We start from the raw sequence: 14,443 nt of genomic DNA on the forward strand, positions 1-14,443 counted from the left end.
GCGAAAGGGGCGCCGTCGTCCTTGATGCTAGACGGGTTGGCTTGGCGTGCTAGAAACGATGCCGAACCCCATATGGCAGAAAGATGTCGATCCCTTGCGCAACAAGATCGAACTGAAATTCCCCCCTGACGCCCTTTTCATGAATCCCTGGGTCGATCCGGGGTTCAGCGTGCTGGCCCGGCCGGAGTTCGTCTGGCGACCGATGCCGCGCACCATCATCGAAGGGTTTCCGGCTTCGGCGCACGAGGAAATGAATCGCAAGATCACGTCCTTTCTGGGTGTGGTGAAGAAACAGAAGGTATTTCGCAAGGCACTGGAGTTCAGCGCGGTTCCGGCGGTGCTGGAAAAGGCAAGCTTCCGAAAGTCCTACGTGATGGCATCCGACCGGTTGCTGCTCAGCGGTGCGGCGGGAACCCGGCTGATCAATCGCTATCGATGGGAAAACGAGGACACGGAATTCGACGTGGACATGACGTTAGACGCCTATCTGGCCAATTGTCGCGAGCAGAACAGATCACGTCAGCTTCCGCTTCATTCAGGTGGGTTGTCGCCCGACATTCCCTTTGCGGTGGAGTGTCGCAATACCTTCAATTTCTATCACTTCCTGACCGAAGCACTGCCGCAGCTTACACTCCTCGACGGTCTCGATTTCCGGGGCAATATCTATTTCCATTTTCCGAACGCCGAAGAGAAACACCGCCCCTTCACCGAAGCGTTCGTTGAGACACTGTTCCCCGAGTTCGCGGGCCGTGTCTTCTTTGAACGGGCGCCCAAGGATTACGAACGGGTCATAACGGCCTACGATTTCCTTGGCGGTCATGCGCAGCTTCCCGAAGCGATGCTCGAGGGTATCGCGTCCTTTGCGCCCGCGACCGTCCAGCAGGAAGAAGATATTCTGCACACCCGGTTCAACGCCAACCTTGCGATGAATTCCGTCAGCACGATGCTTCTGAAACTGCGCAGCAGGGCGCTGGCGGCGATCGAGGGGCAGGAATTCCCGCATCTGCCGAAGCGGTTCTTCGTCGGTCGGGACAGCAGGCAAAGCCGGGATCGGCACATGGCGGGCGAAGACCAGCTTTTCGAACACCTCAGCCTCTTCGACTTCGAGTACGTGGTGTTCGAGAACCTGCATCCGATCGAGCAGATCGCGCTCATGGCCAATGCCGAGATGATGATCTCGTACCACGGCGCAGGTTTTGCGAATATGCTGTTCGCAAATCCGCAGGCGCATGTGATCGAGATCGGCACGTTGCAAACCGCCCAATTCCGATGGGGCGACTTCTGGCCTTTGGCCAACGCTGCACAATGCCGTTACATCAGCTTCTTCGCCGATTTCAACTCGGAAGACCCTTTGATAGAGCCGCATTTCGCAAAGGACAGCATCGTTCCCGTGGCCATATCCGAACCGGCGGTCGCGCAGATCATGGCCTTCGTCGTGAGCGTGCTGGGCCACGTGCCTGAACTGAATTCCGTCAATGCCCTGGGTCGTCTTTCCCGCGAACTGCTTCAGGCAGGATCGGCCGACCGTGCGGTCGCGGTCCTTGAACGGCACGGCCCGCTGGTGACGGAAGATGTCGAACTTTGCCTGTTGAAGGCGGATTGCCACAAGGATCTGGATGAACCCAAGTCCGAACTGGTCGCGTTAGACAAGGCGTTCAAGGCCGATCCGTCGCGATGGCAGACCCTCGTCCGCATCATCTGGTGTGCCAACCGATGCGAGCGTCCCCAGGTCATCCGATGGGCGGTCTCGCGGCTGAGGTCGGATTTCCCCGAACGGCACGCTGCTTTCGTCAAGAACCACGAATGGGTGCGCTACATTGCCTGATCCCATAACGGGCCCCGCGATTGTGCGCGGGCCGTTTCACGTCTATTAGTCCGAAAAACCCAAAGGGCCCTTTCAGTGTCAAGCAATCGTATCACCTCCGAAGAAGCACTTGCGTTCCATCTCGAGCCGAGTCCGGGTAAGTTCGAAATCACGGCGACCGTTCCGATGACCACCCAACGGGACCTTAGCCTTGCCTATTCGCCGGGCGTTGCCGTTCCCTGCGAGGCGATTGCCCAGAATCCGGAGACAGCCTACGATTATACCAACAAGGGCAACCTTGTAGCCGTGGTGTCCAACGGGACGGCGGTGCTGGGTCTGGGAAACCTCGGCGCGCTGGCGTCCAAGCCGGTGATGGAAGGCAAATCGGTTCTGTTCAAGCGTTTCGCGGACGTGAACTCCATCGACATCGAACTCGATACCGAAGACACCGAAGCGTTCATCAATGCCGTGCGCCTGATGGGTCCGACATTCGGCGGCATCAACCTCGAAGATATCAAGGCGCCTGAATGTTTCATCATCGAGCAGCGCCTCAAGGAAGAGATGGACATTCCGGTGTTCCATGACGATCAGCACGGAACGGCGGTGATCTGTGCTGCCGGTCTTATCAATGCGCTGCATCTCTCGGGGAAGAAGATAGAGGACGTGCGTATCGTCCTGAATGGTGCCGGTGCGGCCGGGATCGCCTGTCTCGAACTGCTGAAGGCCATGGGGGCGCGGCACAACAATTGCATCATGTGCGACACCAAGGGCGTCATCTACCAAGGTCGGACCGAGGGGATGAACCAATGGAAGTCTGCCCATGCCGCGCAGACGGAGCTGCGCACGCTGGAAGAGGCGATGAAGGGCGCAGATGTCTTTTTGGGCGTCAGTGTGAAGGGCGCGGTCACGCCTGCGATGGTCGAAAGCATGGCGGACAACCCGGTGATCTTCGCCATGGCGAACCCGGATCCCGAAATCACCCCGGAAGAGGCCCACGCCGTTCGCATGGATGCCATCGTGGCGACCGGGCGCAGCGACTACCCGAACCAGGTGAACAATGTCCTAGGCTTTCCCTATCTCTTTCGCGGGGCGCTGGATATCCACGCCCGCGCCATCAACGACGAGATGAAGATCGCCTGCGCCCATGCCCTGGCAAATCTTGCGCGCGAAGATGTCCCCGATGAAGTTGCGGTCGCCTATGGCAAGACCCTGACCTTCGGGCGGGACTACATCATTCCGACACCCTTCGATCCGCGATTGATCCACCGTATTCCACCCGCCGTGGCGCGGGCGGGGATGGACACAGGTGCGGCGCGGCGTCCGATCATCGACATGGACGCCTACGAGCTCAACCTGAAATCGCGGATGGACCCGACGGCCAACATCCTGCGTGGTATCAACGCGCGGGCACGTAACAACCAGGCGCGCATGATTTTCGCCGAAGGTGACGACCCGAGGGTGCTGCGCGCGGCGGTCATGTACCAACGCGCCGGTCTGGGCAAGGCGCTGGTCGTCGGACGAGAGGCGGACGTAAAGGCCAAGCTGGATGCGGCTGGCATGGACGACGCGGTGCGCGAGCTCGAGGTCGTCAACGCGGCGAATACGCAGCATCTGGATACCTACAAGGACTATCTCTATCGAAAGCTCCAGCGCAGGGGGTTCGACAACAAGGACATTCATCGGCTCGCCGCTCGGGACCGCCACGTTTTCGGCGCGCTGATGCTGGCCCACGGTCACGGAGACGGACTTGTGACCGGCGTGACCCGGAAATCCGCGCATGTGCTGGAAAGGTTGAACCACGTCTTCGAGGCCAACGCCGAGCATGGCGCGGCAGGGTTCACCGCGCTGCTGCACAAGGGGCGGATCGTGTTCATTGCCGATACGCTCGTGCACGAATGGCCGGATGAAAACGATCTGGCCAACATCGCCGAAAGCGGCGCCGCCGTCGCACGGCACATGGGCCTGGAACCGCGGGTGGCCTTTGTCAGCTTCTCGACCTTCGGCTATCCGGTGTCCGAGCGTGCGGAAAAAATGCACCTCGCGCCCGAAATCCTGGACACCCGCGGTGTCGATTTCGAATACGAAGGCGAAATGACCGTCGATGTCGCACTGAACGTCAACGCGCAGAAACAGTACCCGTTTTCGCGGCTGACCGGCCCGGCGAACATCCTGATCGTACCTGCGCGCCACTCGGCCAGCATCTCGGTCAAGCTGATGCAGGAGATGGCGGGTGCCACGGTGATCGGTCCGATCCTGACCGGCTTGGACAAGAGCATCCAGATCTGTTCTACCACATCGACGGCCAACGATATCCTGAACATGGCAATCCTCGCGGCCTGCAAGGTCGGCGAATGATCTGGAACCTCGGTTCGATCAATGCGGATAACTTCTATCGTCTGCCGCATCTGCCCGGACCGGGCGAAACCATAGCCGCGACCGAGTTGCGGCAGGGTCTTGGCGGCAAAGGTGCCAACATGTCCGTCGCCGCGGCCCGGGCGGCTGCACGGGTCATGCACATCGGCGCGGTTGGTCAGGATGGCGCCTGGGCGCTGCAGCGGCTGCTGGAATACGGGGTTGAGACCGCGCACATAACCGTCATCGATACCGCGACCGGTCATGCCAACATCCACGTCGACGCCGCGGGGGAAAACAACATCGTGCTGTTCCCCGGCGCCAATCACATGGTTACCGACCAGATGATCGGCGCGGCGCTGGCCGAAGCGTCGCCGGGTGATTTCCTGTTGATGCAGAACGAAACGCTGGGCCAGCCCTTTGCCGCGGAGACGGCCAAGCTGCTGGGGATGCGTGTCGCCTATGCCGCTGCCCCATTCAGCGCGGAGAGCGTGACCCGGCTTCTGGACAGGATTGACCTGCTGGTCCTGAACGCGGTCGAGGCGGGGCAACTGGAAAAGGAGACCGGGACGGAGTTGCGCGACCTTCCCGTTGCCGATGTGATCGTCACCCTCGGCGGTGACGGATGCCGTTGGATTTCAACCGCCACCCATGAAGAGAGACGGTTTCCCGCTTTCTCGACGCAGGTGGTGGACACCACCGGGGCCGGAGACACCTTTACCGGGTACCTGATCGCCGGGCTGGACAGAGGCATGAAAATGGCCGAGGCGATCGAACTGGCGCAGAAGGCCGGTGCGCTGATGGTCGCACGTCAGGGCACCGCCGATGTGATCCCGGACCTCAAGGATATCCAGGATCACGATTTCGGAGCGTGATCTATCCGACGAAGGGCGCGTCGCTTCCCCAAAGCTCCTTGACCCGCTGGTCCCGACCGCAGCCATTGCGGTAGCGTTTATAGGCGACGGACTTCTTGACACCGATGCCGACACTGCTGAACGCCAGCCGGTCGCTGCTCTTGTAGTAGTCCTGATGATAGTCGCCCGCGGGATAGAAGGGCGTGTCGCCCAGTATGGGTGTCACGATATTCTGTCCCAGCTCCGCCTGTGCTTCTGCCTTGACCCTTTCCGCGGCTGCCTTCTGCTGCGGCCCGTCCGCAAAGATCGCGGTGCGGTAACTGTTGCCCCGGTCACAGAACTGTCCGCCAGCGTCGGTCGGATCGATCGAGCGGAAAAAGAGGTACAGCAGGCTGTCCACGCTCACCACATCGGGGTCGAACCGGATCTGGACCGCTTCGTAATGCCCGGTGCCGCCTGCCGTCACCTGATCGTAGGTGGGGTTGGCGACGGTTCCGCCGGCAAAACCTGAGACAGCTTCCTGTACACCGCGCACGGATTCGAAATCGGCTTCGACACACCAGAAGCAGCCGCCTGCAACGGTAAGTGTCTGTGTCTCCGCGGCCCGTGCTTGCCCGGTCTGAACAACCAGTCCGAGCGCAATCAGCGCGCCGAGGGCCAATGCCTTGATCTGTGTCAATCGCTTCATGGTGACCTCCCTTTCCAACGGCGATAGCCCAACGCTGGACCTGTACGTCAGGTAGTACAAGCCGGGTTCGATCAAGGTCACGTCGTGGTGAAACCGCGTGATCGGTGCGGGGCCGGATGGTGCCGACCCTCATCCAACGTGTCTGCCAGTGCCTGTCGGAACAGCCTCAGCGCCGGTGTCGGCTCCTCCTCGGATCGGGTCATCATGCCGACCGGACCGGACATGCTGTCGGTATCGATGGGCAGGATCGACACGCGGCCTGCCGCAACATCCCGTGCAACGACGCCTTGGCTTATGATCCAAACCGCATGCGCCGGGCCCAGCATCATCGCGCGGCCGAAGGCGGCGGAAACGGTTTCCAGCAGGCGCGGGAAGGCGGCGATGCCCTTTTCGATCATGAACCGATCGACCAAAGGCCGGATCGCGGCGTTCGGCGGCGGATACAGCACCCGATGTTCCGCCAGGGCAGACGCATCGCGCACACCTTCCGCGGGGTGATGGCGGGCCGCGGCAAAGACGACCCGCTCGGAATAGAGCTGGGTGAAACTGATACCGTTCATGCGGTCGGGCGATCCCATGCGGCCGATCACCAGATCGAGGTCACCCGCGCGCAGACCGTCGATCGAAGTGGCGATCGGCCCTTCGATCACGGTCACCGGCGTGGCGGGGGACAGACGTTCGAACTGCAGGATCACGTCCGGCAACAGGTCGGCAGAGACAGACGGCAGCGTGCCGATCCTCAACGGCGCGGCGCGACCGGCGCTCAGCGCGGCAAGACTGGTCAAGCCGTGGTCAACCGCAGCGAGGCCCTGCTCGGCGAATTGCCGAAAGACGGCCCCCTCGCGCGTCAGGGCGATTCCGGCCCTTCCCCGGTGCAGAAGCGTGACGCCAAGTATATGTTCGAGATCCGCAAGGGTCTTGGAAACGGTCGGCTGGGTCAGGAACATCCTTTCGGCCGCACCTTTCAGACTGCCGCACCTCACCGTTTCGACAAATGCCGAAAGGTGACGCATCTTGATCCGACGGGTCTGTTTGAATTCCATTCTGGAAATCATAAAGCATACGAAGTCATTTTGAATGCCTTTCTCATGGCTTTAGGCTGAAAGCCTAGAACGAGGAGGCGAGGATGTCGGAGAAGTACGAAAAAGGGATGCTCGTGCGTCGGCAGGTGCTGGGCGATGCCCACGTCGACCGTGCGGAAGCGAGCAGGGTCGATTTCGACGCGCCGTTCCAAGAAATGATCACCGAGGGCGCTTGGGGAACACTCTGGGCGGACGACACGATTTCGCGCAGGGAAAGGTCGATGCTGACCCTGGCCCTGCTGGCCGCCATGGGAAATTTCGACGAGATCCCCATGCACATTCGCGCCAGCCGCACGACCGGAGCCGAACCGCGTGACGTGTTGCAGGCCTTCATGCATGTTGCCATCTATGCGGGCGTGCCAAAAGCCAACCACGCCATCAAGCTCGCCAAGCAGACCTATGCGGAACTCGGAGTCGACCTATGACAGAAACTCGAACGCCGAACCTGGGTGGATTTGTGCCGCGTGACCGCAGCTGGCACCCGGATGCGCTGACCCCGCCGTACAAGACGAGCGTCAAGCGCAGCCCGCAGGCGGCGCTTCTTTCGTTTCCGACCACGCTGAGCGAGGAAACCTCGCCGATGTTCGGGCACGGGATGATCGGGGCGCTGGATAACGACCTCATCCACAACTACGCGCAATCGGGTCAAAGCGCGATCGGACCCCGAATCATCGTGCACGGTCGTGTTCTGGACGAGATGGGACGGCCCGTGCCGGGCGCGCTGCTGGAGTTCTGGCAGGCCAACGCGGGGGGCCGCTATCGGCACAAGAAGGAAAAGTACCAGGCGGCGTTGGACCCGAATTTCGGCGGCTGCGGTCGCACGATCACGGGGAACGACGGTGCCTACGAGTTTCGTACGGTGATGCCGGGGCCTTATCCCTGGCCGAACGGCATGAATGACTGGCGACCGGCACATATCCACTTCTCGGTCTTCGGTCACGGTTTCGCCCAGCGCCTGATCACGCAGATGTACTTTGAAGGTGATCCGCTGATCCCGCTGTGCCCCATCGTCGGGGTGCTGAAATCGCAGGAGGCCATCGACCAGCTGACCGCGCTGCTCGACATGCATCGCACGGTGCCGATGGACGCGCGTGCCTACAAGTTCGATATCGTGTTGCGGGGGCGGCGTCAGACATACTTCGAAAACCGGGCGGAGGGGCTTTGAGCATGGTGCAGAGACTGGATTACCTGAAAGAAAGCCCAAGCCAGACGGCCGGACCCTATGTTCACATCGGCTGCACCCCGAATTTTACCGGCATCGACATCTATGGCGGCGACCTCGGCACAAAGATGAAGACCGGCCCGGTCAAGGGTCAGGAGATCGTGATCAAGGGAACGGTCTTCGACGGCACGGGGACACCGCTGCGGGACGCGATGATCGAAATCTGGCAACCTGATGCCGCGGGGCTGTTTCCGTCGTTGAACGAGACAAGGGGCAAGGCAGACCCGAATTTCACCGGATGGGGCCGCTCGCCGGGTGACATGGAAACGGGCGAGTTTTCGTTCGATACCGTGAAGCCGGGCGCGGTGCCCATGCCCGATGGCCGGATGCAGGCACCCCACGTAACCGCCTGGATCGTGGCGCGGGGGATCAACATCGGTCTGCACACGCGGATCTACTTCGAAGATGAGGCCGAAGCGAACAGCGCCGACCCCTTGCTGAGCGGGATCGAACACCAGAATCGGGTTCCGACCCTGCTCGCCAGGAAAGAAGCTGACGGGGTCTATCGGTTCGACATCCACTTGCAGGGTCCGAACGAAACCATCTTTTTCGATATCTAGGGGGCCGCGTGAACAAACCCTGCATCATTTGCGTGGCCATCACCGGGTCAGTACCAACCAAGGCCGACAACCCGGCGGTTCCGATCACGGTTTCGGAACAGATCGAAAGTACGCAGGAAGCCTATGAGGCTGGTGCGACAATCGCGCACTGCCACGTGCGCAACGAGGACGAAACACCAACCAGCGACCCGGACCGTTTTGCAGCCCTGAAAGGAGGGATTGAGAAACACTGCCCCGGCATGATCGTGCAACTCTCGACCGGGGGGCGCTCAGGCGCAGGACGGGCTCGGGGCGGGATGCTGCCATTGCAGCCCGACATGGCGTCCCTGTCCGTGGGATCGAACAACTTTCCCACCCGTGTCTACGAGAACCCGCCGGACCTGGTCGACTGGTTGGCGGCCGAAATGGTCGCTCATGACGTCAAGCCGGAGATCGAAGCCTTTGACCTCAGCCACATCTTTCGTGCGGCCGAGATGCACCAAAACGGTAAGATCAAGGACAGACCTTATGTTCAGTTCGTGATGGGTGTGAAGAACGCGATGCCTGCGGACCGGGCTGTGTTCGATTTCTACGTCCACACCGTCAAGCGACTGTTCGGCGAAGATGCGCCTTGGTGCGCTGCCGGAATCGGCGCGAACCAGATCGTCCTGAACGACTGGGCCATCTCGAACGGCGGCCATGCCCGCACCGGGCTGGAAGACAATGTGCGGCTGGACAGAAACACCTTGGCCCCCTCGAACGCCGCTTTGGTCCGGCGCACGGCGCAGATCTGTGACAAGTATGAGCGACCTGTTGCGACATGGCAGGAAGCCCGCCGGATCCTCGGGTTGCGACACGTTTCGTGACCGCACGGCCGAAGCCGCTTCGCAGGAGACCAATCACCGGATCGGCACCGTCGCCCCTTTAGCGCCCTTAGGCTAGATGCCGTTGAAGAAACGTTGCATCCGGTCCATCGCCTCTTCAAGACGTTCCAGTTCGGCACAGCCGAAACAGACGCGCAGGTGCCCCTGGCCTGCCTCGCCGTAGAAACTGCCGGCTTCGACCACCACCCCGACTTCGGCCAACAGCCGGTCCGCGCACTCCTGCGCGGCCAGACCAGTGCCGATAATGTCCGGAAAGGCATAGATCGTTCCTTCGACCGCGGCACATGTCACACCGGGCATCTGGTTCAGCCTGCGCACCACGAGGTCGCGCCTTGCCCGGTCCCGGTCCACCATCCCCGCGAGAATCTTGGGATCTCCCGTTAGCGCCGCGATGGCACCATGCTGCACGAAGGTGTTCACATGGGTCACTTCGTTGGTGTGGACCTTCATCAAGGGTGCGATCAGCGATTCATCGGCAGCGATGTAGCCCAGCCGCCACCCGTCCATCGCGTAGGCCTTGGTAAAGGCGCCCATGGTGATGGTCCGCTCCTTCATCCCCGGAAGGCCGGCTATCGAAATGTGACGATGCCCGTCATAGGTGATCTCGGCATAAACCTCGTCGGACAGAACCAGAAGATCGTGTGCGACCGCGAGGTCAGCGAGACCACGCAGTTCGTCACGGGTATAGACCCGGCCTGTCGGATTGCAGGGATTTATCAGCGCGATGGCGCGGGTTCGTGCGGTGATATGCGGCTCTATCAAGGCGGGATTCAGCGAAAACCCATTCCGATTATCAAGCGGCGCGATAACCACCTTGGCGCCGGCCAGCTCGGCCTTTCCGATATGTTGAGGGTAGTAGGGTGCCAGCAGGATCACCTCGTCACCTGCATCGAGATAGGCCATGAACGCGGCAAAGGATGCCTGGGTAAGACCGTTTGTCACGATCACTTCGTCCGCATTGTAGGTGGGCCCATCATGCGCGCCCAGCCGGTCCGCGATGGCGCGGCGCAACTCCGGCAGGCCCTGCAGATCGGAATAATGTACATCACCCGCTTGCAGCGCCGCGATGGTGGCGTCCTTGATATGCTGCGGTGTATCTTCGGCCGGCATCCCCAGTTCGAGATGAATCAGATCACCTTCCATGCCCACTGCCTTGGCGAACATGCCGAAGTTCTTGGGGCTGCTGTCGGTGATCCGGCGGGCGGGTCGAACAGGCATGGCTCATCCTTGCATTGACCTGATGCGTGCGTTTACATCCACCTCTGAGTAACGCGGGACCGGCGAAAGCGCCAGTTCCGAGAGGAGGGCACATGGACAAGATTGCAGTCGTCACGGGCGCCGCGGGAGGGATGGGGCGCGCCATCGTCGCGCAATTGATGAAAGACGGGTTTCTGGTGGTGGGGCTGGATCTTGATGCCGAGAGCCTGAAGGAAATGGAGGCCGACGGATTTCAGGGGATCAAAACGGACCTTACCGACTACGGGTCGATCACGGATGCCTTTGCGGCGATAGCGGACCGGCACGGAGGTGTTGACGCGTTGGTGAACAATGCCGGCACCTGCTTCATGTCCGAGTTTCCGGACATCCCCGAAGCGGAGTTCGAAAAGCAGATGGCCCTGAATTTTTCCGGCGCCTTCCATTGCTGTCAGGCGGCGATCAAGCTGATGCAGGGCCGGCCCGGTGTGCGGAAGATCGTCAATATATCCTCCAATGGGGCCTACAATTTCGATGCTTTCGACCCTCCCCATTATCGCGCGTCCAAAGCCGCGCTCGACACGCTGACCAAGGATCTGGCGCGGCGCTATGCCACCGAGAAAATAGCGGTGAATTCCATCGCGCCCGCCATGACGGAAACGCCGCTGTTCAATGTCGTGAGCGAAGAGGTGCTGGCCAAGGCGATCGCGCAGATGCCGCATGGCCGCGCGATGCAGCCTTCGGAGATCGCGGCATGGGTCGGATTCCTCGTTTCTCCCGCCGGCGATGTTTCCAGCGGAAACGTCATCATCCTGAACCAGGGCCGGGACGTTCGTTAGACCCTACTCGAACCAGTCGGGCGCCTTGCGAAGGTCGGGCCACTGTTCCGGGCTGTGACCGTAGATCACCAGCGCGTCCCTTTCCCGCGCCAATGCCATCAGGCGGTCCCCGTGAAAGATCGCCTGATCGTCGTCCCATGAACCCGCAAACTTCTCGTCGATCTCGGACGCCCGGCTGATCGCGTCCGACGTCAGAAGAACCCAGCCTGTCTGCGGCAGATCGACCATGAAGGCCAATTGCCCCGGTGCGTGTCCGGGACAGTGCAGGACCTCGAACCCCGGTCCGAGCATCATGTCCGAATGGACGAGGCGATAATCCCTGTCCGGCCATTCCATGGCCTGTTTTCCCGACCAGTACAGCGGCCTGGGCAAGGCCCGTTCAGCGGCGGAGATCAGGATCGGCGCCTCGGGGTACCCTGCCATGTCACCGACGTGGTCGATGTGCGTATGGCTTTGGATCATCAGGGTGACATCGGATTTGGCCAGCCCCAGGGTTTGCAGCTGCGGACCCGGCATGTTTTCCGCCGTCACCGACAGGACGCGGCCGAAACTGCCAAGGTCATCCTCCGCCGTCGCGGCCTCTGCGTCGTCCGCATACTTCTGCGGGAATCCCGTATCGATGAGCACAACCTCGTCGGCGTCGGTCTGAACAACGAATCCGCAGATGCCGATCGTGCGCGGGCCTGCGTGAACTTCGAAAAGGCCGTAATCAAGAACGGCGAGGCGTTTCGGTTTGCCCTTGAGCGTGAACTGTTTATCCATGGCCGCGATTAGCCCGGGGGAGCACATGAAAGTCAAGATTCACACGTTGTTTCAATATCTGCTCGAGACCACCGATGCGGAACCGGAGGCCATCGTCGGCTTCTCGCTTTCCGGCTCGCCGGTTCTCGGCGACTATCTGGATGCGCTGGACCCCAGCCTGTCGCTGGACTGGAACAACCGGGATTTCCGTGGCCTGCCCGAACTGCGGTCGCATGTCCTGACACAGGCCGGTCTTCAGGACCGGTGCGGTCTGGAAGACGTACTGATCACCGCAGGCGCCGCAGAAGCGAACTACCTTGCCATCATGCAGTTGCTGCAGCCGGGCGACGAGATCGTCATCGAAACCCCGGGCTGGCCGCAGGCCGAGGTTCTGGCCAAGGCGATCGGTGCGAAGATCGTAAAGGTGACACGCCGGGAAAGCGAAGGATGGCATCTGCCGATGGATCGCCTGCGCGATGCCGTCACCGACAAGACCAGGATGATCTTTGTGACCAACCCGAACAACCCGACGGGCGATTTGTTGAGCGCGGCCGAAATCGAGGAAATGGTCGGCATCGCCGCGGGTGTCGGCGCGTGGCTGCTGGTGGATGAGGTCTATGCCGGGCTGGAGTGGGACGGACCCCGCGCGCCATCTGTCGCGGGTCTCTACGAGCGCGGAATCACGACCGGCTCCGTCAGCAAGGCGCTGGGCCTGCAGGGGCTCCGGACAGGCTGGATGATCTGCCGGGACGCGGATCTGCTGATGGATGCCGTGATTCTTCGGGAAAACAGTTCGGAGATCATGAACATCATGGGCGAGGTGATTGCGGAGATCGCCCTCAGGCCCGCGCGCTACGTGCCCGCCATGGAAAAGGCCCGCAGCGACGGGGCCGCGAACCTCGCCGAAATGAACGGTTGGGTCGAATCGCAGAAGGATCTCTCCTGGGTGTCGCCGCGCGCCGGGTTGATCGGATTGGCGCGGTTGCCGGACGGCATCGACAGCGATGCTTTCGCGCGCCGCCTGTTGGAAGACCCCTACCGAACCTTCCTGCTGCCTGGCAGTGCCTATGATCAGCCGAACCACATTCGGTTGGGAGTCGGCGGTGGCGCGGCCGTAAACCTGGGCAAGGGACTGGACCGCGTGAGCGCGGCGTTGAAAAATTGGTCGGATGACGGCGAATAGACTGCCGACACAAAAACTTCACGGGATTCGCTTTTGCGATCCGGGAAGTCTGGGTCTATAAGTCGCGGCTGAGGATGCCTAGCATCCATTCATTGAAGAAATTTGTCCTCGGAGACCGAATTTGAAAGTCTTGCTGATCGGGGGATGTGGTTTTATCGGTTCGCATGTCGCGGACTGCCTGGTTGAACACGGAATCGCGGTTCGCATTTTCGACCGCCGCCTCGAGCCGTTTCGCGATCCGCTGCCGCGGGTCGAGTATGTCATGGGCGATCTCACCGATACCGCCCAGGTGTTCGAAGCCATGAGCGGCGTCGATGCGGTGATCCATCTGGCCAGCACCACGGTGCCCTCCACCTCCAACCTCGACCCGGTGGCGGACATCAAGGGCAACCTGATCTCGGCCGTGCGCCTGCTCGAGATGATGCGCGCCACCGACATCCGCAAGATCGTCTACCTGTCGTCGGGCGGGACCGTCTACGGCATCCCCACCACCGATCCCGTGGCCGAGGCGCATCCGCTCAACCCGATCAGCTCCTACGGGATCGTGAAGGTGGCGATCGAGAACTACATGCAGATGGAGAACCACCTGCACGGGTTGCAGCCGATCGTGCTGCGCGCCTCCAATCCCTACGGTCCGCGGCAGGGGCACGGGGGGATTCAGGGCATCATCGGCACCCACCTGTGGCGCACCGCCCGCGGTGAAGGGGTGGAGATCTGGGGCGACGGCAGCATCGTGCGCGATTTCATCTACGTGCGCGACCTTGCCGATCTCTGCGTTGCGGCGCTGACCACCGATACGTCGGGATGCTACAACGCGGGCTCCGGCGCGGGCGCGTCGATCAACGACATCGTCGACCGGATCAGGGCCGTGACGGCGGATGAGCCGGGGATCAATTTCGATCCCGTCTACAAACCCGGGCGCAGTTTCGACGTGCCGCGGGTCGTGCTCGACATTTCGAAGGCGCGGCGCGATTTCCGCTGGGCGCCCAAGGTGGATCTGAAGGAGGGGATCGAACGGACCTGGGAATGGGTCAAGCAAACCTCACGTGCGGACTGATTTG

Annotated in this window: 14 protein-coding genes; 10 read left to right on the forward strand and 4 right to left on the reverse strand. The window is 61.4% G+C overall.

Annotated features, from left to right (window positions below):
• The first annotated feature begins 58 nt into the window (after positions 1 to 58).
• The 3 genes from BOO69_RS18145 (at position 59) to BOO69_RS18155 (ending at position 5,031) form a co-directional block, all read left to right on the forward strand.
• On the forward strand, positions 59 to 1,825 hold the full coding sequence (locus BOO69_RS18145; RefSeq protein WP_083545593.1) for a glycosyltransferase family 61 protein: 1,767 nt from the start codon (positions 59 to 61) through the stop codon (positions 1,823 to 1,825).
• A 75-nt stretch (positions 1,826 to 1,900) separates the two neighbouring features.
• Positions 1,901 to 4,159: an NADP-dependent malic enzyme gene (locus tag BOO69_RS18150; RefSeq protein WP_071973451.1), complete on the forward strand. Its 2,259-nt coding sequence runs from the start codon at positions 1,901 to 1,903 to the stop codon at positions 4,157 to 4,159.
• Positions 4,156 to 5,031, forward strand: a complete 876-nt coding sequence (locus tag BOO69_RS18155; protein ID WP_071973452.1) for a ribokinase — start codon at positions 4,156 to 4,158, stop codon at positions 5,029 to 5,031. Before BOO69_RS18150 ends, BOO69_RS18155 begins: the two co-directional genes overlap by 4 nt.
• 1 nt (position 5,032) lies before the next feature.
• On the opposite strand, the gene msrA is transcribed toward BOO69_RS18155, so the two are convergent.
• Entirely contained in the window at positions 5,033 to 5,698 is a 666-nt protein-coding gene (gene msrA / locus BOO69_RS18160; RefSeq protein ID WP_071973453.1) for a peptide-methionine (S)-S-oxide reductase MsrA, read from the reverse strand.
• Positions 5,699 to 5,775: 77 nt separating this feature from the next.
• Positions 5,776 to 6,741 carry a pca operon transcription factor PcaQ gene (pcaQ, locus tag BOO69_RS18165; RefSeq protein ID WP_071973454.1) on the reverse strand — a complete coding sequence of 322 codons (966 nt, stop codon included), beginning with the start codon at positions 6,739 to 6,741 and terminating at the stop codon, positions 5,776 to 5,778.
• A gap of 83 nt (positions 6,742 to 6,824) precedes the next feature.
• Here pcaQ and pcaC point away from each other — a divergent pair, with 83 nt between their 5' ends.
• The 4 genes from pcaC to BOO69_RS18185 are packed head-to-tail and all read left to right on the forward strand — an operon-like array spanning position 6,825 to position 9,407.
• The gene (gene pcaC / locus BOO69_RS18170; RefSeq protein WP_071973455.1) at positions 6,825 to 7,205 is read left to right on the forward strand and encodes a 4-carboxymuconolactone decarboxylase; all 381 of its coding nucleotides are present in this window, start codon (positions 6,825 to 6,827) and stop codon (positions 7,203 to 7,205) included.
• The gene (gene pcaH / locus BOO69_RS18175) at positions 7,202 to 7,945 is read left to right on the forward strand and encodes a protocatechuate 3,4-dioxygenase subunit beta (RefSeq protein WP_071973456.1); all 744 of its coding nucleotides are present in this window, start codon (positions 7,202 to 7,204) and stop codon (positions 7,943 to 7,945) included. Before pcaC ends, pcaH begins: the two co-directional genes overlap by 4 nt.
• 2 nt (positions 7,946 to 7,947) lie before the next feature.
• Positions 7,948 to 8,562, forward strand: coding sequence for a protocatechuate 3,4-dioxygenase subunit alpha (gene pcaG / locus BOO69_RS18180; protein WP_071973457.1), 615 nt, complete (start codon positions 7,948 to 7,950; stop codon positions 8,560 to 8,562).
• 8 nt (positions 8,563 to 8,570) lie between these two features.
• Positions 8,571 to 9,407: a 3-oxoadipate:acetyl-CoA acetyltransferase gene (locus BOO69_RS18185; RefSeq protein ID WP_071973458.1), complete on the forward strand. Its 837-nt coding sequence runs from the start codon at positions 8,571 to 8,573 to the stop codon at positions 9,405 to 9,407.
• Between the two features lie 72 nt (positions 9,408 to 9,479).
• Here the strand turns inward: BOO69_RS18185 and BOO69_RS18190 are convergent, their stop codons facing one another.
• Positions 9,480 to 10,643 carry a pyridoxal phosphate-dependent aminotransferase gene (locus BOO69_RS18190; protein WP_071973459.1) on the reverse strand — a complete coding sequence of 388 codons (1,164 nt, stop codon included), beginning with the start codon at positions 10,641 to 10,643 and terminating at the stop codon, positions 9,480 to 9,482.
• Between the two features lie 92 nt (positions 10,644 to 10,735).
• On the opposite strand from BOO69_RS18190, the gene BOO69_RS18195 reads away from it, so the two are divergent.
• Positions 10,736 to 11,458 (forward strand): SDR family NAD(P)-dependent oxidoreductase, encoded by a 723-nt coding sequence (locus tag BOO69_RS18195; RefSeq protein ID WP_071973460.1) that lies wholly within the window; start codon positions 10,736 to 10,738, stop codon positions 11,456 to 11,458.
• A 3-nt stretch (positions 11,459 to 11,461) separates the two neighbouring features.
• Here the strand turns inward: BOO69_RS18195 and BOO69_RS18200 are convergent, their stop codons facing one another.
• Positions 11,462 to 12,220, reverse strand: coding sequence for an MBL fold metallo-hydrolase (locus BOO69_RS18200; protein WP_071973461.1), 759 nt, complete (start codon positions 12,218 to 12,220; stop codon positions 11,462 to 11,464).
• A gap of 25 nt (positions 12,221 to 12,245) precedes the next feature.
• Between BOO69_RS18200 and BOO69_RS18205 the strand changes: the two genes are divergently transcribed.
• Both BOO69_RS18205 and BOO69_RS18210 read left to right on the forward strand, forming a co-directional pair.
• Positions 12,246 to 13,382 (forward strand): aminotransferase class I/II-fold pyridoxal phosphate-dependent enzyme, encoded by a 1,137-nt coding sequence (locus BOO69_RS18205; protein WP_071973462.1) that lies wholly within the window; start codon positions 12,246 to 12,248, stop codon positions 13,380 to 13,382.
• Between the two features lie 121 nt (positions 13,383 to 13,503).
• Complete coding sequence (locus BOO69_RS18210; RefSeq protein WP_071973463.1) at positions 13,504 to 14,439, forward strand: NAD-dependent epimerase/dehydratase family protein; 936 nt, start codon at positions 13,504 to 13,506, stop codon at positions 14,437 to 14,439.
• Positions 14,440 to 14,443 lie beyond the last annotated feature (4 nt).

Origin of the sequence: Sulfitobacter alexandrii (assembly GCF_001886735.1) — a bacterium.
Classification (GTDB): Bacteria; Pseudomonadota; Alphaproteobacteria; order Rhodobacterales; family Rhodobacteraceae; genus Sulfitobacter; species Sulfitobacter alexandrii.